The 20,972-nt window shown below is 60.8% G+C and carries 10 protein-coding genes; 5 read left to right on the top strand and 5 right to left on the bottom strand.

Going from position 1 to position 20,972, the window contains the following annotated elements; translation table 11 throughout:
- Positions 1-353: 353 nt before the first annotated feature.
- Positions 354-1,616 (top strand): NEL-type E3 ubiquitin ligase domain-containing protein, encoded by a 1,263-nt coding sequence (locus tag ACXR0M_RS06645; RefSeq protein ID WP_458831039.1) that lies wholly within the window; start codon positions 354-356, stop codon positions 1,614-1,616.
- 67 nt (positions 1,617-1,683) lie between these two features.
- On the opposite strand, the gene ACXR0M_RS06640 is transcribed toward ACXR0M_RS06645, so the two are convergent.
- Both ACXR0M_RS06640 and ACXR0M_RS06635 read right to left on the bottom strand, forming a co-directional pair.
- A complete protein-coding gene (locus ACXR0M_RS06640; RefSeq protein ID WP_458831037.1) occupies positions 1,684-2,178 on the bottom strand; it encodes a DUF934 domain-containing protein in 495 nt (164 codons plus the stop codon).
- Positions 2,162-3,820 (bottom strand): nitrite/sulfite reductase, encoded by a 1,659-nt coding sequence (locus ACXR0M_RS06635; protein ID WP_458831035.1) that lies wholly within the window; start codon positions 3,818-3,820, stop codon positions 2,162-2,164. The genes ACXR0M_RS06640 and ACXR0M_RS06635 overlap by 17 nt, the downstream gene beginning before the upstream one ends.
- 524 nt (positions 3,821-4,344) lie before the next feature.
- Between ACXR0M_RS06635 and ACXR0M_RS06630 the strand changes: the two genes are divergently transcribed.
- Positions 4,345-5,418, top strand: coding sequence for an ABC transporter substrate-binding protein (locus ACXR0M_RS06630; protein WP_458831034.1), 1,074 nt, complete (start codon positions 4,345-4,347; stop codon positions 5,416-5,418).
- A 6-nt stretch (positions 5,419-5,424) separates the two neighbouring features.
- On the opposite strand, the gene ACXR0M_RS06625 is transcribed toward ACXR0M_RS06630, so the two are convergent.
- Entirely contained in the window at positions 5,425-5,643 is a 219-nt protein-coding gene (locus ACXR0M_RS06625; protein WP_145598435.1) for a DUF2970 domain-containing protein, read from the bottom strand.
- A gap of 170 nt (positions 5,644-5,813) precedes the next feature.
- Here ACXR0M_RS06625 and ACXR0M_RS06620 point away from each other — a divergent pair, with 170 nt between their 5' ends.
- Positions 5,814-12,851: an NEL-type E3 ubiquitin ligase domain-containing protein gene (locus tag ACXR0M_RS06620; protein WP_458831033.1), complete on the top strand. Its 7,038-nt coding sequence runs from the start codon at positions 5,814-5,816 to the stop codon at positions 12,849-12,851.
- Between the two features lie 65 nt (positions 12,852-12,916).
- Here ACXR0M_RS06620 and metH read toward each other — a convergent pair whose 3' ends face one another.
- Positions 12,917-16,627, bottom strand: a complete 3,711-nt coding sequence (gene metH, locus ACXR0M_RS06615) for a methionine synthase (RefSeq protein ID WP_458831031.1) — start codon at positions 16,625-16,627, stop codon at positions 12,917-12,919.
- Between the two features lie 156 nt (positions 16,628-16,783).
- Between metH and ACXR0M_RS06610 the strand changes: the two genes are divergently transcribed.
- Both ACXR0M_RS06610 and nfuA read left to right on the top strand, forming a co-directional pair.
- Positions 16,784-19,078, top strand: a complete 2,295-nt coding sequence (locus tag ACXR0M_RS06610) for a fatty acid cis/trans isomerase (protein ID WP_458831029.1) — start codon at positions 16,784-16,786, stop codon at positions 19,076-19,078.
- A gap of 296 nt (positions 19,079-19,374) precedes the next feature.
- Positions 19,375-19,959, top strand: coding sequence for a Fe-S biogenesis protein NfuA (gene nfuA / locus ACXR0M_RS06605; protein WP_003225494.1), 585 nt, complete (start codon positions 19,375-19,377; stop codon positions 19,957-19,959).
- 206 nt (positions 19,960-20,165) lie between these two features.
- Here the strand turns inward: nfuA and cobM are convergent, their stop codons facing one another.
- The gene (gene cobM / locus ACXR0M_RS06600; protein ID WP_458831026.1) at positions 20,166-20,912 is read right to left on the bottom strand and encodes a precorrin-4 C(11)-methyltransferase; all 747 of its coding nucleotides are present in this window, start codon (positions 20,910-20,912) and stop codon (positions 20,166-20,168) included.
- Positions 20,913-20,972: the final 60 nt, after the last annotated feature.

The following is a 20,972-nucleotide window of genomic DNA, read 5'->3' as shown; positions in this document are numbered from 1 at the left end:
TTTATTGAGGTGGTATATAGATATTTATCAGGTTTGAAATGTTGATTGGGCAGTCGTTGTTTTGATCTGTTATTCGCGCTTTTATAAAAAACCATGCTCGATAAGCTGATGATTCTTTTCAGTATTCGAGATCAGTATGACTTCTTTGTCTGAACCACAATCAATACCCGTTCCAACGTCTGAACAGAAAGGCATCTTTTTTGACTTGATCAAAAAGAACGCACCGCCCTGGCTGTTGGCGGCCCCCGATGCATTACGCTACGAACTCTACAGCAGCCTTATTACCAGTCACCGCACGCGCAGCGAAGCGAGTGTATTTCTCCTCCGAAGCATCGCTTGCTCGATTGGGGCGAATGAAAGACCTGCGCGCGTTGCACCTCGATTTCAATCCGCATCTGGAGCGGGTCCCCGATCTTGGTGATCTGGAGCATCTCGAACAGTTGACCGTACGCGGCAGCAGGATTGCGCACTGGCCACAACGTCTTTCCGCTCTGCGCCGCTTGCAGACGCTGGATTTGCGTGACAACCGGATAGAGCGACTTCCGGCTCAGGCGTTCGACAGCACACACGGGCAGCCGCAGATTCGTTTGCACGGTAATCCGTTGTCCTCCGATACGTTGAAACAGATTGTCACTTACCAGCCGACCGTGGGCGCCCGTTTCGGCGTGACGGCGATGCGTACGCGCGAATCTTCATTGGAGGCCGTGGGGCAGGAAAATCAGAGTTTGCAGTGGTTGGCGGGTGAAAGCGCCAGCGTAGCCGCGTCCCGGCGCGAGATGTGGGAGGCATTACAAGCGCAGCCCAATTCCGCTGATTTTTTCCATGTGCTGTTGCAATTGGTGAATACCGCAGAGTTCACCCGCGTTTATCCGCACCTGCGTCAGCGGGTCTGGGATGTTGTGGAGGCGGCGGCAGGCAATCAGCGTCTGCGTGGTTCACTGTTCAACGCTGCTCGCAGCGCCAGGGTCAGTGTCGACGGCTATAGCGCGCTGTTCAGTGAAATGCAGGTGCTGGTTTTGTGTGCCCGGGCGAGAGCGGCGGCCTCCACCGGTGTGCAGGCACTGGAGACGCAATTGTTGACGCTGCTCAGGGGCCTGTTTCGTTTGCAGGAAGTGGAGAGCCTGGCGCTTGCCGACATCAGTGCGCGTTTTCACACCACGCCCATGGACTACGATCAGGCGCTGGAAATCAGCCTGGCCTACCGGGTCGGTCTGGCGCAACGCCTGAATCTGCCGGCGCAGCCGCAGGCGTTGAGCATCCCGCTGAGTGTCGAGGTGCCCAAGACCACTCTGGATCGGGCCTGGCAACAGGTGGTCAACATCGAACAGAGCGACGCCTTGCGTCACTGGGGCATGGCTCAGAGGTTCTGGATCGAGTATCTGGAATCGGCCCACGTTGCGCGGTTTTCCGCTATCAGCGAACAGGCGGCGCAGGCGATGGCCCGACTGGAAGGGCAGGTGGAGCTGACGCGAGAAGCAGCCTCAGTGCAGATGAATGCCATCCTCGACAATTTCAATAACCAGCGGCGGGAACTGCTCGGCGAACTGACGGCTGAGGCGTTGGCACGCCATGTCGATCCTGAGGTGTCGGGCACGCCAGTGGCGCAAAACATTTGATGTTGCAAATGACCGCCCCGGAATGAACAACGCCTTGAGCCGATTGCCGGCTCAAGGCGTTTTTCGATCAGCGCCGACGGAACAGCGGCAGCGGTTCGTCAGTGGCGGCCTGGTAGGTCACCGAGAAGTCCTTGAGACCTTCCAGGGCTTCGTATGGGTCTTTGTCGGCGCGCACCGCAAAGGCATCGAAACCGCAGCGGCGCATGTAGAACAACTGGTCGCGCAGCACATCGCCAATCGCCCGCAGTTCGCCCTTGAAACCGTAACGGTCACGCAGCAGGCGGGCGTTGGAGTAGTTGCGACCGTCAGTGAACGCCGGGAAGTTCAGGGCAATCACCTGAAACTGGTCCACGTCGTCACCGATTTCCTCGGCTTCTTCGTCGGCGTCCAGCCACACGCCCAGACCACCGTCGCGGGCCTTGAGCATACGGCTGTGTTCGCGCCACAGTTGCAGCGGAACGATCAGATCGTCGCAGTTGCTGATCTCGTCGATGTTGAAATCCTTGGGCAGCAAGTGCCAGGTTTCGTCGACGACTTCGTTGTTCTTAATGATTCGCTGCATAGACGCGTTCCTTGAAGAGGTCGATACCAATACGCTGGTAGGTGTCGATGAAGCGCTCGTCTTCGGTGCGTTGTTCAACGTACACGTCGATCAGCTTCGAGATCACGTCCGGCATGTCGTCCTGGGCGAAGGACGGGCCGAGGATCTTGCCGAGGCTGGCGTCACGGCTGGCGCTGCCGCCGAGGGAGACCTGATAGAACTCTTCACCTTTCTTGTCCACCCCGAGGATGCCGATGTGGCCGACGTGGTGGTGACCACAGGCGTTCATGCAACCGGAGATGTTCAGGTCCAGCTCACCGATGTCGAACAGATAGTCCAGGTCGTCGAAACGACGCTGGATCGATTCGGCGATCGGGATCGACTTGGCGTTGGCCAGCGAGCAGAAATCCCCGCCAGGGCAGCAGATGATGTCGGTCAGCAAACCGATGTTCGGCGTCGCAAAACCTTGCTCGCGCAGCTCGCCCCACAGGGTGAACAACTGGCTCTGCTCGACGTCCGCCAGAATGATGTTCTGCTCGTGGGAGGTACGCAATTGACCGAAGCTGTAGCGCTCGGCCAGATCGGCGACGGCGTCGAGCTGCTTGTCGGTGATGTCGCCCGGCGCCACGCCGGTCGGCTTCAGCGACAGGGTCACGGCAACATAACCCGGTTTTTTGTGCGCCAGGGTGTTGCGGCTGCGCCAGCGGGCAAAACCCGGATGCGCTGTGTCCAGCTCGGCCAGCGCGGCGGTCTGGTTGTCCAGCGCCTTGTAGTCCGGGTCGACGAAGTGCTTGGCGACGCGATGCAGTTCGGCTTCGGTCAGCGTGGTCTGGCCACCGCGCAGGTGCTCCATCTCCGCATCGACTTTCTGCGCGAAGACTTCTGGGGTCAGGGCTTTGACGAGGATCTTGATCCGCGCCTTGTATTTGTTGTCGCGACGGCCATAGCGGTTGTACACACGCAGGATGGCGTCGAGGTAGCTCAACAGGTCCTGCCACGGCAGGAACTCGTTGATGAACGCGCCGACCACCGGGGTACGGCCGAGGCCACCGCCGACCAGCACGCGGAAACCCAGTTCGCCGGCGGCGTTGTGGATCGGCTCCAGGCCGATATCGTGGACTTCGATGGCTGCGCGGTCAGCGGTCGAACCGTTGACGGCGATCTTGAACTTGCGCGGCAGGTAGGCGAATTCCGGGTGGAAGGTGGTCCACTGACGGATGATTTCGCACCATGGGCGCGGGTCGATCAGCTCGTCGGCTGCGACACCGGCGAACTGGTCGGTGGTGACGTTGCGCAGGCAGTTGCCGCTGGTCTGGATCGCGTGCATCTGCACGGTGGCCAGTTCCGCGAGGATGTCCGGGATATCTTCCACCGCCGGCCAGTTGAACTGCACGTTCTGCCGGGTACTGATGTGGGCGTAGCCCTTGTCGTAGTCACGGGCAATCTTGGCCATCATGCGCACCTGACGCGAGGTCAGCTGGCCGTAAGGCACTGCCACACGCAACATCGGCGCAAAACGCTGGATGTACAGGCCATTTTGCAGGCGCAGGGGGCGGAATTCTTCTTCGCTCAGCTCACCTGCCAGATAGCGTCGGGTCTGATCACGGAACTGCTTGACGCGGTCCTCGATGATCCGCTGATCGTACTCGTCGTATACGTACATATAAGTCCTGTTCTCAGGCTTTGGGCTACTCGGAAAACGCTGCGTTTTCGCTTGCTGGAGTCCGATGGTGCCTCGGCAATTACGCGCGCACGGCCGCGCACTCCCTAACGGAGCCGGGGCAATATACCCGTTTGCAGTTATGCGCAAAAGTGATGTTTGAGTATATGTAAAGAACCAAATCGCCTAACGCGAACGGTTGTCGATTAACCCACATTTGTCGCGGGGACAATCATCGTCTTAACTGTGATCGAGTCTTTCTGCAATCACCGATAAAACCGACAAGAGGCGATGCAATGAGCAACCCGACCAAGGCAAAGAAAAGCGATAGCAGTGTCGATGCGTGGGCCATTTTGTTCCTGATCATTCTGGTCGTAGGGACGGCGGTATTCTGGGTCAGTCATCAGTAAACGACCAATCCGGGTCCGCTTCCGACGATTGTCGGACAAAAAACGGGATCAGGCGTCAATAGCCACCGATTCGGGGGCTATAATGCGCGGCCATTTTTCCTTGGGCCCGGCTCATTCATGTTGAAGTTTTTCCATCTCGGCCTCCTGCTGTGCGGTGCGCTTTGCGGGTCTGCGGTACGCGCCGAATCGGTGCTGTTCCTCAATCCGGGTTCGACTCAGGAAGCGTTCTGGGTCAGCTATTCGCAATTCATGCAGGCCGCCGCCCGCGATCTGGGCATCGACTTGCAGATTCTCTATTCCCGACGCCAGCCCGAACTCACCGTCGCTCAGGCGCGGCTCGCCCTGCAGGGGCCAGAACGGCCCGACTACCTGATGTTCGTCAACGAACAGTACATTGCCCCGCAGATTCTGCGTCTGGCCGAGGGCAGCGGGGTCAAGCTGTTCATGGTCAACGCGGTGCTGACCGCCGATCAGCAGGCGCTGGTCGGCGAGCGCCCCGATCGCATCGGCAGCCTGGTGCCCAATGACGAGGAGGGCGGGTATCTGATGATGAAGGAGCTGATTCGCCTGCATCCGCCCGTTGCCCATGGCGAGCAGATCGACGTGCTGGCCTTCTCCGGTCTGAAGATCACGCCGTCGGCGCAATTGCGTGAGCGCGGCATGCAGCGCGCCCTCGCCGAACACCCGCAGGTGCGGCTGCGGCAGCTGGTGTACGGCGGCTGGAACCGGCAGCGCGCCTATGAACAGGCGCGGCAACTGGTCGGGCGTTATCCGAAGGTGTCGCTGGTGTGGTCGGCGAACGATGAAATGGCCTTCGGCGCCATGCGCGCGTTTACCGAAGCGGGCAAGGTGCCGGGCAAGAATGTGCTGTTCAGCGCGGTCAATACCTCGTCCGAGGCCCTGCAGGCGGTGGTCGATGGACGCTTGAGCGCCTTGGTGGGCGGCCATTTCACCCTCGGCGGCTGGGCGCTGGTGGAAGTGCATGACTACGATCAGGGCGTCGACCTGAACCAGCACGGCGGACGTGATCGGCAGTTGTCCCTGCTGCAACTGATCGACAAGGAGCATGCCCGGCAGATGCTGGCGATGGGCGCGACGTCAGGGTATGGCGTGAATTTTCGCCAGCTGTCCGCCAGGGGCCGCCCGGCTTCGTATCGTTACCCGTTCGAGCTGCAGACCCTGATGCACTGACCGCCGTCAGACCCCGGCGAAATGCAGCACCAGTTTGACGATAGCAAACAGGGTCAGGGCGAACACGGCGGTAAAGCCGATCCCCAGGATCACGAAATGGCCGGGCTTGCCATGGGTGAAATCCCTTGCCCGGTTTTTCCCGCTTTGTACCCCGAACGCCGCAGCCATCACGCTGTGCAGCATTTGCCAGAAGCTCGGCGGCTTGTTGTCGACTGGATCGTCCATAAATCCCCCGTCTGAAAGTGTATGTGCAAAGCATAGTCAATTCGCGGCGCAGTGCAGGGCCGGCCTGCCGACGTGACTGGTAACAATCTGCCGTCGATGTCGTAACTATGTACCGCAGGCGAGTTGTACGAAGGTGGTTTTCTGTCTTCCCATTTTTCCGGAGAGACAGGATGTCCACCCAGCCCCCTCGCACGCCGCTACGCTTCGAAGACGCGATCAGCGCCAATGCCAGTCTGCACAGCACGCATCTCGCCCGGACGACACCGGCCTGGCTGGTCGGCGCCGTCCCGGCAAGGCGCGTAGCCATGAAGGCCACCGCTACGCAATTGCCCGAGTGGTACCAGACGTTGCCCGCCAACCAGCAACGGACCCTGCAAGCGCAGATCACTGCCGGTTTCGTCGCGCAGACGGCACTGGATAAAACCATGGCCGGCCTGGAAAGCGTCGAGGCCTTCGCCGAGGCGCTGCTGGTCAAGGCACTCAAAGAGCAGTTCAACGTTGAAGTCGACGTCAACCAGACTCTGTTATGCCTCAGACGTCCGTTGGCGATCGGCGTGCTGGAAATCGAAGTGTCATCCTTTGAAGTGCTGAAGCTGCCGCTGCTGCAGGCTGCGCTGCACAACTTTGAAGCCTCGGAATGCAAGGACGGTGCGTTTCATCGGCAGTCCGGGTTCGTCCAGGAAACCTCGACCCCCGGCACTTTCCAGGCGGTGCAGCCAGGCATCACCGTCAGCCAGTTTCTCTCGCTGTGCCGTACGCTTGACGTCGGTGCCCGGTATCAAGAGCGGCTGGAGGCGTTTTTCCAGGCGCCGGATACCTTGCGCGAGCAATTCATCGCCAGCCAGAAAGCCGCGCTGCGCGCCGCCGCCGAACTGGCCTTGCTGAAAAAGGACATCGAGCCGGACGACTACCGCATGCTCCTGTCGGTAGTCGACGGTGAAGTGCATCCGCGTCTGGACGGCAAACCGGTGTGGTTTCGCGATCTGAGCCTGATGAAAAAGCGGATGACCGGGTGTGTCGTCTTCAGTATCAGTGAGCGCTATCGATATACCAACGAGTTCATCGTCTACATCCCCCATGATCCGCAGCAGCCGCTCAAGCGCTGTTCAGGGGCGCAAATGCAGGCGTTATTCAAGGACAGGTTCACGGCCACCGATGTCTCGCCGGACGCAAGCGGGACGACGACTTACCAGCGCTTCTTCAGCCAGTTCGTAGCGTATGCCGACCGGCCTTATTACTTCAGCCAGTTCAGCGAACCTTCGGCGGATTCGCCGTCCGACCCGTTGCATTCGCTCTGGGTGAAGGCCGCGCAGATCATTCCGCCGATATCCACGGTAGCAGGCATCAAGGAATTACCGCCGCCAGAACAGGGCAAGCGCCAGCCCGTGGCGGATCCGTACATCAATCCGTTTGGTGTCACCCGCAAGGACGTGGCCGGGATCTGGGCAGCCAATACCGATCTGTGGCAATACCTTTACGAACAGCATCACGCAAAACTGCTGGCTGACGCCCGCGCTCACGCGGTACCGACGGCGGATGCCGACGCCAAGGCGCGCGCGCAGAAGCTCGAACATCTGCTGGAATTCGGCATGCTCGCCTTGAATCTGGTGTCGATGTTCGTCCCGGTGCTTGGCGAAGTCATGCTGGTCGTCATGGCCGGTCAATTGCTGTACGAGACGTTCGAGGGTGCAATCGAGTGGTCCGAGCATGATCGTCGGGCGGCCAAGGCGCACCTGGTCGATGTCGCGGAAAACCTGGCGCTGGTCGGGGTGATGGCCGGTGTCGGCATAGGCCTTGGCAAACTGAGCGCGATCAAGGCTGAGCCCGTGATCGAAGAACTGGAACAGGTCAGACGCCCGGATGGCGGCTTGCGGCTATGGAAGCCTGATCTGGCCGCTTATGAAAGCGCAGTCACGCTGCCCGCGACATCGGTCCCCGATATTCAGGGCATTCACCGGTTGAACGGCAATACCTATATTCGACTGCAAAACAAGGTTTACCAGACGTTTTTCGACCACCGCCCGAACAAGTGGCGCATCCTGCATCCGCGCGATGCTGGAGCCTATCGACCAATGCTCGAACACAACCGTCTGGGCGCCTGGCGCCATACTCTGGAGCGCCCGCAGAGCTGGGACCGTTTGACACTGTTGCGACGCATGGGGCACTCGACCGCAGCCTTCGCGGATGAACAGTTGCTGCACATTGCCGATGTCAGCGGTGTCAGTGATGACGCCTTGCGCCAGATGCATCTGGATAACGCACCGGCGCCCTTGCCATTGGCCGACGCACTGCGCCTGTTCGAAACAGAGCAGGGCGTCGCACGCATCATCGATCAGGTCGAGCACGCTGCGCCTCTGGATGAGCAATATCTGCTGACGCTGCCCTTGCTGAACGAGATGCCCGGCTGGCCCGATGGCCGTGTGCTGGAGCTGTTCGAAGATCCGGAGCTTGTCGGTGAAAGCGTGCGTTACGGTACCGACTCCTCATTGCCCGCTGACAGCGCCCAGGCACCGGTCCGCTTGACCCGCGCCGAGGTGCTCGGCGGGCAGATGCCGGCGCGGATCCTGGCGCAGCTCGACGAGGCGCAAGTGATCAGACTGCTAGGCGCCGAGCCAGCCCGCCTGGTCGAGTCCCGACCACAGACCTTCAGCAAGCTGTTGGCCGACTTTCTGAAAACACGTCAACCGGCCCTGTTCGAACAGCTGTATGCCGAACCCGTGACGAAAGATCCACGAATTGCCCTGCTACAGAGAATGACCCCCGGACTTGGCAGCGATGCCGCAAGGCGGGTGCTGCTGGAGGCCAATGCCGAGGAACTTGCCCGTCTTGAATCAGGCCGGCATGTGCCGTTGAGACTGCTCGAGCGATCCCGCGAATATGCGCGCCAGCGGCGGTTCGATCATGCGCTGGCCGGTCTGCACATGGAAAATTGCAGCGCTGGCGACAGCCATTGGCTGGCCCTGCGAGCGCTGGCGCAACTGCCCGGATGGCCGGATGATATCCGTCTGGAGCTACGAGAGGGCAGCGTCCACGGGCCTTTGATCGACAGTGTCGGCGATGAACAGGCCGGGCAGCGCAAGTACCTGGTCAGGCAGGGGCAATCCTTCCAGGCATTCAATGAAGAGGGCGAGGCGCTCAACAGTGAGCCGCGCCATGGCGATAATTTTTTCGCCTCGCTCATGCATGCCTTGCCCGACGAAACCCGCCAGGCACTGGGTGTTCCCCATGTCGGGCAAAGCGCTGGCTTGCGTCAGGCGGTGCTTGATCAGATCACCCGCAACCGCAGCGGACTGAGTCGTCTGGCCGGCAAGCGCTATGGCGCGTTCAAGGGCTTCAAAGCGCCGGCTCGTTTGCCGGGCGGGAGGCTGGGTTACTACGCCAGTGGCCGTGGTCAAGGCGTCAATCCGTTGCTGGTCACGCGGGTGCAGGATGTCTATCCGGCGCTGACCGACCGAGACGCCGGTGGCTTCATTCTCACGCAAATGGCCTCGGGCAAGAGCGATGCGCAGATCTATGAGCTTTTGCAGCGACGTCAGCGTGAATGGCAGGCACTTGAATCGACGCTCGCCGAATGGGAAGGCGATGCAGCGTCCGAGCCGGTGCTGGCCTCTCTGATCGGTGGCAAGTCGGGTGTCGTGCGTAACCTCAAGCAGTGCTGGCGCTCGGCACCCTTGAGCGAATTCCGCGCCGCCGCCGCGCGTCTGGACATCGTCAGCGACGACCCCCTGCCGGCATTGCCGGCGGACTTTTCCCATGTACGGGACCTGAGCGTGAGAGGGCGCTGTATCACCGATGCCAACGCTGATGTGCTGCTCGGTGCGTTTCCCAGCCTGCAGACGTTGCGCATCAATGCCACTGGCGAATCGTTCAGTCATCTCCCGCTGGCTTTGCAGCAGATGCCGCAGCTGACCGATCTTTCGTTGTACAGCGCAAGCCCTTTTGCCAGCGCCATGCCGCAGCGCCTGAGCCAGTTGACCCGGCTCGAGGCCTTGACCGTCTGCTCGGCCAGCTATGAACCGATCGCGTTCGATGTCAGCCGGATGCGGCATTTGCGCAGGCTGGACATCGTCGCCTACTCGCTCCTCGACTGGCCGACCGGGGTGCTTGAGCTGCCTGATCTTGAACGCCTGAACCTCAGAGATACCGGGATCAGTTCGGTCCCCCCGGAACTGCTCGGGGGGCATGAGAAAGTCTGGTCGGGTCTGTCGCTGGACTGGTCGCGTTTTTCTCGCGAGTCGTTCAAGCGCGCGTACGAATACGTCAAGACCCGGCCTGCGCATCTGATCGATCAGGAAGTGATGGTTCGCGATTATTGCCGCGGTGAATTGACGCGCCTGTGCGATGGCGTGAATGAATCGCTGGAGAACGTGCAGAGCCGGTTCTTCCAGCAATGGACCGATGCGGATCAACGTTTCACTGCCATCGAAGCCTTGAGCGAGCAATTCGCAACAGTGGACGGGCGGTTGCTGGAGTGGACACACCGCCTGAGGCCCGTCCAGGAAAACATGCTGGAGCTGATCCATCGGTTGAATGCGGCGCGAGTCCTGAGAACCAACTGGCGCAAGGGGTTGTTCAAGCGTTATGGCTCGACCATCAGTGCCTCGACCCTGGATTTGTCGGGATTGATGTTCAGTGAGTTGCCGGCGCTGCCGCCCGAGGCATTTTCCCATGTGCGCAATTTGCTCTTGCAAGGGCAGCGCGCAGGCGCCACGCAGGTACGGCGTTTTATCGAGGCCTTCAGCGAGTTGCAAAACCTCGACTTGAGCGACAACGCCTTGGGCGAATGTCCGATTGCTCCTGGTCAATTGCCTCGGCTTTCCAGGCTCAATCTCGCGGGCAATCTGCTGGCTGACTCGCAGGCATTGCGCCAGTCTCTGGAGACGTTGCCAGCGCTTGAATATCTGGATCTGCGCAACAATCCGTTGAGTGAGCTTGCGGTGGGCGACATGCCGCGCCTGAGGGCGCTGAACCTGCAAGGCTCGAATCTGCAAGTGTGGCCTTCCGGTGCTGAAACGTTGCAGCAGTTGACCTGGCTGGATCTGCGCGACAGCAGGATTTCTGCTCTGCCGCCGAACGTGCTGCAGAGCAAGGTGCTGATTCACACCAACCTCACAGGGGCGCCGCTCACACCGGACGCAGCTGCAGCGCTGCAAGCGGCGCGGCAACAGATCGAGCTTGAAATCGGCCTGCCGGATGGAGCTTTGCAAGCGTTTGCCGCTGAGCCGGTCCCGGCGGAATTTCCCCCCGCCGAAGATGGTGCCTCGGTTGCCCGGCATTTACTGCCATTGCCGTCGGCGCCGGCCGGTGAAGGACAGGTATTGATGATCAGACAACTGCAGCGTATGCAGCCGGGGTTCAGCGACGAACAAGCACTGGAGGCCATTGAGCAGTTGCGTCGCAGCGGGCTGTCAGAGATTGAAACCGCCGAGCGGATCAATGCCTGCAACCAGACCTTCGATACGCTGGTGCGGCGCTTGAATGGCTGGCTGTATACCCGCGAAAGCAGCGGTAGCGGTTGGGTGATTTCTTCGCAAGAGCGCAGCCTGGCGGCATGGCGCATCCTCAGCTGCTGGCGGGCGAAACTGCCCGGCGCGGTGGAGTCGGCGAACGTTGTGCTGGACCTCAATGGCCTGCAACTCGGGGACCTGCCGCCGTTACCCGCGGATTTCGCACATGTCACCTCGCTGAACCTGACCGGCACCCGAATCACCGCCGAAGGCTCCGACGGGTTTCTCGCTGTTTTCTCTCAGGCGCGAGCGCTGACGCTCAATGGCAACGAGCTGGAGACATTGCCGCCAGCGATCATGCACATGGCTGCCATCGAGCGCCTGGAGCTGTCCAGCAATCGGTTCTACGATCCGCAGACCTTGTACCAGAGCTTGTCCGGTCTCAGGCATTTGAGCTGGCTCGATCTGAGCTACAACAGCCTTGACTCGTTCGATCTCAACTATTTCGAATCACTGCAAACGCTTGATCTGAGCAACAACAGCCTCTTCGAGTGGCCGATCGGTGCGCTCGATGCCGAACAGTTGCGTACGTTGAATCTGAGCCGCAACGACATCACTACAATTCCCGAAGGACTGTTTGACGGCGGCCACCAGCGGCTGCTGGACGGCACCGATCTGACGGACAATTACTATCTCGCCGAGGATGCACTCGAGCGGCTGCGCGACTATCAGGCGACAAGCGGGCGCGAGCGTGTGCTGGGCCTCAGCCGATCCGAGCTTGACGAGATGGTCGACGATCTGGCCTCCGGGCTTACCGAAACCACCGACAGTATCGAGTCCGACGAAATGCTTCCGGACGCACAGGCGCATGCCGGGCAAAAAGCGCCATGGCTGGCCAATCTGCCCCCGGAAGAGGCCACGGGCCGCGACAGGCTCTGGGACCAACTGGCGGCTGAACCGGACAGCGGCGCATTTTTCCACCTGCTTGAACGGTTGCAGGATACTCGCGAGTTCCGGGTAGCCAATGCCGACCTGACCCGCCGGGTGTGGGGCGTCATGGAGGCCGCTGCCGCCGACACTGAGCTGAGGGAAATCATCTTTGCCGGTTCCACGACCCACGGCACCTGTGTCGACGGGCGCATCCTCACCTTCAGTGGTCTGGAGAGCAAAGTGTTTACCCACAATGCCTTGCTCGATCTGCCTGAAGGGCGGGCGGCGGTCAGGGGCAAGGCTTTGCTGGCGTTGTCGCGGCAACTGTTCCGGCTGGACACGGTGGATCAATTGGCGAAAGCCGCCTCTGCACGCAGTGGCTTCGACGAAGCAGAAGTGCGCCTGGGTTATCGCATTGGTTTGACGGGGGGCTGGGAGGACGGACTGGAGCTGCCAGGCCAACCGAAGAACATGTCGTTTGCCTCGGGTGTGACGCCGCACCAATTGCGCGACGCGCGGGCCGAGGTGATCAGGGCCGAGCACTCCGACCGGTTTCTGGAGGACCTGATCCAGCGTGATTACTGGTTGGACTTTCTCAAGGAGCAGCAGCCTGAGGCGATCCGGGCGCTGGACGAAGCACCGTTGGCGGAGGAGGGCGAGGATGAGGCGATGGCTGCCGATGATCCGGAGTATCTGAGCCGGTTGTTCGACCACACGGCGGCGCGTAATGCGAAGCTGATCGAGTTGACCCGCGAGGAAATTCAGCGCATTACCGCGTCGGCCGATAACGCGCCCGTACCCGGTTCGTCAAAACAGCTGACAGGCGCCTGAGCGATAACGACCCGTTCTGCGACGCCGGTGTGTCCGGCGTCGCAGGTGATCGGTCAAGGCTCGAGTCAGTTGTCGTAACCCAGGTTCGGCGCCAGCCAGCGCTCGGTCACGCTCAGATCCTGGCCCTTGCGCGAGGTGTAGCTCTGCACCTGATCCTTGTCGATCTTGCCCACGGCAAAGTATTGCGCCTGCGGATGGGCGAAGTACCAGCCGCTGACGGCGGCTGCCGGGAACATCGCGTAATGCTCGGTGAGGAACACACCGCTGCGTCCGGCGCGCAGTTCTGCTGCTTCAGGATCGAGCAGTTTGAACAGCGTGGCCTTTTCGGTGTGGTCCGGGCAGGCCGGGTAGCCCGGGGCCGGACGGATACCGGAGTACTGCTCTTTGATCAGTGCTTCGTTGTCCAGCACTTCATCCTTGGCATAACCCCAGTGTTCTTTGCGCACCTGCTGGTGCAGCCACTCGGCACAAGCCTCGGCCAGGCGGTCGGCGAGGGCCTTGACCATGATCGAGTTGTAATCGTCGCCGGCGTCCTGGTAGGCCTTGGCCACTTCTTCGGCGCCGATGCCGGCGGTGGTAATGAAACCGCCGACGTAGTCGGTCACTTCGCTGTCTTTCGGCGCGACGAAGTCGGCCAGCGAGAAGTTCGGTTTGCCGTCGGTCTTGATGATCTGCTGGCGCAGGTGATGCAAGCGCGCCATTGGCCTGCCGTCATCGCCGTACAGCTCAATGTCGTCGTCATGCACCTGGTTGGCCGGCCAGAAGCCGAACACCGCGCGGGCGCTGATCAGCTTCTCGTCGATCAGTTTGGTCAACATTTCGCGGGCGTCCTTGTACAGCGCGGTGGCGGCTTCACCGACCACCTCGTCTTCGAGGATGCGCGGGAATTTGCCAGCCAGGTCCCAGGAGATGAAAAACGGCGTCCAGTCGATGTACTCGGCCAGTACGTTGAGGTCGATATCGTCCAGCACTCGAGTGCCGGTGAAGGTCGGTTTGACCGGGGTGTAACCGGCCCAGTCGAACTGTGGCTTCTTGGCGATCGCCGCCGCGTAGCTCAGGCGTTCGGTACGGGCGCTGCGATTGGCGGTGCGCTCGCGGACTTCGACGTACTCTTCGCGGGTCCGCTCGACGAAACCGGCCTTGAGTTCCTTGGACAGCAACTGTGTCGCCACGCCCACGGCGCGCGAGGCGTCGGTGACGTAGACCACCGCGTCGTTGCTGTACTTCGGCTCGATCTTCACCGCAGTGTGCGCCTTGGAGGTGGTCGCGCCACCGATCATCAGCGGCAGGTGAAAATCCTGGCGCTGCATTTCGCGGGCAACATGGACCATCTCGTCCAGCGACGGCGTGATCAGGCCGGACAGACCGATGATGTCGCACTTCTGTTCTTTGGCGACCTGGAGGATTTTTTCCGCCGGGACCATCACGCCGAGGTCGACGATGTCGTAGCCGTTACAGCCCAGCACCACGCCGACGATGTTCTTGCCGATGTCATGCACATCGCCCTTGACCGTGGCCATGAGGATCTTGCCCTTGGCTTCCGGCTTGTCGCCTTTTTCCAGCTCGATGAACGGGATCAGGTGCGCTACGGCCTGCTTCATTACGCGGGCGGATTTCACCACCTGCGGCAGGAACATTTTGCCGGCGCCGAACAGGTCACCGACGATGTTCATGCCGGACATCAACGGGCCTTCGATGACTTCGATCGGGCGCGCGAACGACTGGCGCGACTCTTCGGTGTCTTCAACGATGTGGGTGGTGATGCCCTTGACCAGCGCATGTTCCAGACGCTTGTTGACGTCCCAGTTGCGCCACTCTTCGGTCTCGGCTTCCTTGACGCTGCCGTCGCCCTTGTACTTGTCGGCGATGGCGAGCAGGGCGTCGGTGCCTTCCGGGGTGCGGTTGAGGATCACGTCTTCAACGGCGTCGCGCAGTTCTTGCGGGATCTGGTCGTAGATCTCCAGTTGACCGGCGTTGACGATGCCCATGGTCAGGCCGGCGCGGATCGCGTACAGCAGGAACACCGAGTGGATCGCTTCGCGCACCGGGTTGTTGCCACGGAACGAGAACGACACGTTGGACACGCCACCGGAACTCAGCGCGTACGGCAGCTCGTCGCGGATGTAGGCGCAGGCGTTGATGAAGTCCACCGCGTAGTTGTTGTGTTCTTCGATGCCGGTCGCGACGGCGAAGATGTTCGGGTCGAAAATGATGTCTTCCGGCGGGAAGCCGACTTCGTTGACCAGAATGTCGTAGGAGCGTTTGCAGATTTCTTTCTTGCGCGCTTCGGTGTCGGCCTGGCCGGCTTCGTCGAAGGCCATTACCACCACCGCCGCGCCATAACGCTTGCACAGTCTGGCGTGATGGATGAACTGCTCGACGCCTTCTTTCATGCTGATCGAGTTGACGATGCCCTTGCCCTGAATGCACTTGAGGCCGGCTTCGATCACTTCCCATTTCGAGGAGTCGATCATGATCGGCACGCGGGAGATGTCCGGTTCACCGGCGATCAGATTGAGGAAGGTGACCATGGCCTTCTTCGAATCGAGCATCCCTTCGTCCATGTTGATGTCGATCACCTGCGCGCCGGCCTCGACCTGCTGCAGAGCGACTTCCAGCGCTTCGGTGTAATTGTCTTCACGGATCAGGCGGGCGAATTTGGCCGAGCCGGTGATGTTGGTGCGTTCGCCGACGTTGACGAACAGCGAGTTGCGATCAATGGTGAACGGCTCCAGGCCCGACAGGCGGCAGGCCTTGGGAATCTCCGGAATCTGTCGCGGCGGGTAACCGGCCACGGCTTTGGCGATGGCTTCGATGTGCCCTGGGGTGGTACCGCAGCAACCGCCGACGATATTCAGGAAACCGCTCTGGGCGAACTCTTCGATGACCTTGGCGGTGTCCACTGGCAGCTCGTCGTACTCGCCGAATTCGTTCGGCAGGCCGGCGTTGGGGTGCGCCGATACGTGGGTGCTGGCCTTGTTCGACAGCTCTTCCAGATACGGACGCAACTCGCTGGCGCCGAGCGCGCAGTTGAGGCCGACGGAAATCGGTTTGGCGTGGGCCACGGAGTTCCAGAACGCTTCGGTGGTCTGGCCCGACAGGGTGCGCCCGGAGGCGTCGGTGATGGTCCCGGAAATCATGATCGGCAGCTCGAAGCCCAGCTCTTCGAACACCCCTTGCACGGCGAAGATCGCCGCTTTGGCGTTGAGGGTGTCGAAAATGGTTTCGATCAGGATCAGATCGACGCCGCCCTCGATCAGGCCTTTGGTGGCCTCGGTGTAGTTCTCCACCAGTTCATCGAAGGTGACGTTGCGGTAGCCGGGATTGTTGACGTCAGGCGACAGCGAACAGGTGCGGCTGGTCGGGCCGAGCACGCCGGCGACGAAACGCGGCTTGGCCGGGTTTTCGGCGGTCTTGGCGTCGGCCACCTTGCGCGCCAGGCGTGCGCCTTCTACGTTTAATTCGTACGCCAGTTCTTCCATGCCGTAATCGGCCATGGAAATCCGCGTGGCGTTGAATGTGTTGGTTTCCAGAATATCGGCACCGGCATCCAGATAAGCCTTTTCGATGCCGCCGATCACGTCCGGCCGGGTGAGCACCAACAGGTCGTTGTTGCCTTTGACGTCACTTGGCCAGTCCGCAAAGCGTTTGCCGCGATAATCCTGCTCTTCGAGCTTGTAGCTCTGGATCATCGTGCCCATGCCGCCGTCAAGAATCAGGATGCGCTCTTTGAGGGCTTGCTTGAGAGCTTGGAGGCGGACGCTGCGATCGGACATTTGGACTACTCGAAAAGACCATTACGAAGGGCCGGGATCATAACAAACCTGTGCGCTTTTGGAGCATGCAGGGCTTTTCCATGAATATCATTCATGTTGGTACGGACGTCATACTGTAGACTCGCGGGCGTTTTTTTAATCATCGGGATCACGGGCATGTCGCACCGCGTCATCAGCATTATCTTGCTGTGTTTAAGCTTTGGCGCGGGAGCTCAAGAAGCCTCGAACTCGTCGGCTATTTCTTATAGCCGCGACATCCAGCCGATCTTTACCGAGAAGTGCGTGGCCTGCCACGCCTGCTATGACTCGGCGTGCCAGCTCAATCTGGGCAGCGCCGAAGGTACCGCGCGCGGCGCCAGCAAGATGCCGGTCTACGATGGCGAGCGCACCCAGGCTGCGCCGACTACGCGACTGTTCTACGACGCTTTCGGCAAACGCGCCTGGCAGCAGAAGGGCTTTTATTCGGTGCTCGACGCCCAGGGCAGTCAGGCGGCGCTGATGGCGCGCATGCTGGAGCTGGGGCACAAAACCCCGCTGGCCCCGAATGCCAAACTGCCGGCAGACATCGTTCTCGGTCTGCAGCGGGACAACATGTGTGCAATGCCCGCCGAGTTTGAAGGCTACGCCGGCGCCCACCCGAAAGAAGGCATGCCGCTGGCGGTGACCGGGCTCACCGATCAGCAGTATCAGACCCTGCAACGCTGGCTGGCGTCCGGGGCGCCGATCGATGAGCAAGGGCTGGCGCCGAGCGCGAGAGAATCTGTGCAGATCCTTCAGTGGGAAAACCTGCTCAACGCCCCCGGCGCACGGCAGAGTCTGGTCGGGCGCTGGTTGTTCGAGCACTGGTACCTTGCGCATCTGTATTTCAAGGACGGTGAGCCGGGGCATTTCTTCCAGTGGGTGCGGTCGCGCACGCCGAGCGGCCAGCCGATCGACCTGATCGCTACCCGGCGCCCGAATGACGACCCGGGCACGCAGATGTATTACCGCCTGTGGCCGGTGCAAGGGGTGATCGTGCACAAGACCCACATCACCTACCCGCTGAGCGCGGCGAAGATGTCGCGGGTCAAGAGCCTGTTCTACAGCGGCAACTGGCAGGTCAATGCGCTGCCGGGATACGGGCCGCAGAGCCGGGCCAACCCGTTCGCCACGTTCGAGGCGATTCCGGCGCAGGCGCGGTACCAGTTCATGCTGGATAACGCCGAATACTTCGTGCGCACCTTCATTCGCGGGCCGGTGTGCCGCGGACAGATCGCCACCGACGTGATCCGCGACAACTTCTGGGCGCTGTTCCAGGCCCCGGAACACGATCTGTACATCACCGATCCGAACTACCGCGGCCAAGCCACGCCATTGCTGGCGATGCCGGGGCAGAACGATGACGTTGGCAGCGTGCTGAGCCTGTGGATCAACTACCGCGACAAGCGTAACGAGTACGAGGCGCTGCGCCGCGACAGCTATGCCGATCAGCCGCCACCAAGCTGGTCGACCCTCTGGGCCGGTAACGACAACGCGCTGCTGAGCATTTTCCGCCACTTTGACAGCGCCTCGGTGACCAAGGGCCTGATCGGCGACGTGCCGCAAACCATGTGGCTGTTCGACTACCCGCTGCTGGAGCGCACCTATTATCAGTTGGCGGTGAATTTCGATGTGTTCGGCAACGTCTCCCATCAGGCGCAGACCCGCCTGTATTTCGACCTGATCCGCAACGGCGCCGAGCAGAACTTCCTGCGCCTGATGCCGGCCGACTCTCGCGAGGATTACCTCGACGACTGGTACCAGGACGGCGGCCAGTTCAAGATGTGGCTCGATTACGAGGCCATCGATGACGACAAGCCCACCGGGCTGAAACTCGATCCGAAACACCCGAAATACGACTTCGCCATGCAACTGCTGGCGCGCTATGGCGACCTTAATGCGCGGCCGGACCCGATCAACCGTTGTGACGGTGCCTATTGCTCGCGGCCCAACATCGACCCGGCGCTGCAAAACGCCGAACAGGCGCTGAGCCGCCTGACCTCGCGCCCGGCAGCCGGGCTGAAGGTCATCGACCAATTGCCCGAGGCCAGCATGCTGCGCATCGAGACCCGCAGCGGCAAACGCGAGGTCTACAGCCTGCTGCGCAATCGCGCGCACAGCAACGTGGCGTTCCTGTTGGGCGAATCCCGGCGCTATCAGCCGGGGCTCGACACCCTGACCCTCTACCCGGGCGTGCTCAGCAGTTACCCGAACTTCATCTTCAACATTCCGGCCGGGCAAGTGCCGGAGTTTGTCGATGCCATGGAGAGCGCCAAGGACGCCGAACGTTTCGAGAGAATCGTCGAACGCTGGGGGATCCGCCGCAGTCATCCGCAATTCTGGTTCTATTTCCACGACTTGAGCCAGTACATCCACGAAACCGATCCGGTGGAAGAGGCCGTGCTGGACATGAACCGCTACGAGAATCTTTGATCGTTTGCTATGGGGGTGCTGTCCCAACTCCAGGCAACACCGCAAACCCCTGTAGGAGCTGTCGAGTGCAACGAGGCTGCGATCTTTTGATCTTCCAACGACAGGATCAAAAGATCGCAGCGTGCCGCAGCTCCTACAGGTATCGGCTCGTAATGGGTGGAAAGCGCAGTCGTTGTTGCTGGCTCAGGGCGCGAATCGACGACGTGCCTGAGGAAAATCTTTCCCGACAAAAATACTAGGACTTTGTCCGGCGCAACGATTGGCGTAAACTGCGCCCAAGCCTGCGAGGAGTTTCCATGACCGCTATTACCATTACCGACGCCGCCCACGATTACCTGGCCGATCTGCTCTCCAAGCAGAACACCCCGGGCATCGGCATCCGTGTCTTCATCACCCAGCCTGGCACCCAGTACGCCGAAACCTGCATTGCCTACTGCAAGCCAGGCGAAGAAAAGCCAGAAGATACCGCGCTGGGGCTGAAAAGCTTCACTGCCTACATCGACTCGTTCAGCGAAGCGTTCCTTGACGATGCCGTCGTCGATTACGCCACCGACCGCATGGGCGGCCAGCTGACCATCAAGGCGCCTAACGCCAAAGTGCCGATGGTCAACGCCGACAGCCCGGTCAACGAGCGCATCAATTACTACCTGCAAACCGAGATCAACCCGGGGCTGGCCAGCCACGGCGGTCAGGTCAGCCTGATCGATGTGGTCGAGGACGGCATCGCCGTGCTGCAGTTCGGCGGTGGTTGCCAAGGCTGCGGCCAGGCCGACGTAACCTTGAAGGAAGGCATCGAACGCACCTTGCTCGAGCGCATTCCCGAGCTCAAGGGCGTCCGCGACGTGACCGACCACACGCAGAAAGAAAACGCCTACTACTGAGTAAGGTGTTCGCTGCGAATATGAAAAACGGCGTCCGTGAGCGCCGTTTTTTTATGCCCTGAATTAATCAGAGCGACAACTGTGTGGCGAGGGGATTTATCCCCGATGGGTTGCGAAGCAGCCCCAAAAAAGCAACTGCTGCGCAGTTCATCGGGGATAAATCCCCTCGCCACAGGTTTTGCACTTTGCCACAAAAATCCTCCGACTCAGGGCCGGTAAAGATGCGCATGCCCCGCGCGATACAGCGACGACTCGCTGAACACCTCACTGCCCAGCACCCGACCCACGAGAATCAACGCCGTACGCCGAAACCCTTTGGCCTCAACCTTCGCGGCAATGTCCTCCAGTGTCCCCAGCACCCAATCCTGATCCGGCCACGTCGCCCGGTGAATCACCGCGATCGGGCAATCTGCGCCGTAATGCGGCAGCAGTTCGGCGATGATTTTCTGCAGATGGTTGACCCCCAGATGAATCGCCATGGTCGCGCCATGCTGCGCCAGGCTGCCGAGCTCTTCGCCGACGGGCATCGCGGTCTTGTCGGCGTAACGGGTCAGAATCACGCTTTGCGATACATCCGGCAGGGTCAGTTCGGCGCCGAGCAAGGCTGCGCAGGCAGCGGTGGCGGTGACGCCGGGGATGATTTCGAAAGGGATATCCAGTTCGCGCAGATAACGAATCTGCTCGCCAATCGCGCCATACAGGCTCGGGTCACCCGAATGCACCCGTGCCACATCCTGGCCTTTGCCGTGGGCAGTTTTGATCAAATCGATGATCTGCTCCAGGTGCAATTCGGCGCTGTTGACCACGGTTTCGGCCTGATGCCCCTCAAGCACGGCGGCCGGCACCAGCGAGCCGGCGTAGATGATCACCGGGCAGCGGCGAATCAGCCGCTGGCCTTTGACGGTAATCAATTCCGGATCGCCGGGGCCGGCACCGATGAAATAGACAGTCATGAATAAATCCTGTGGAAAACGGGGCAGGGCAGTGCTTCAGATGAAGATTGCTCATGATCA

Source organism: Pseudomonas sp. Eth.TT006 (genome assembly GCF_054456575.1).
Note: the sequence above shows the minus strand (reverse complement) of the source record. Positions and strands in the feature narration are given on the sequence as shown.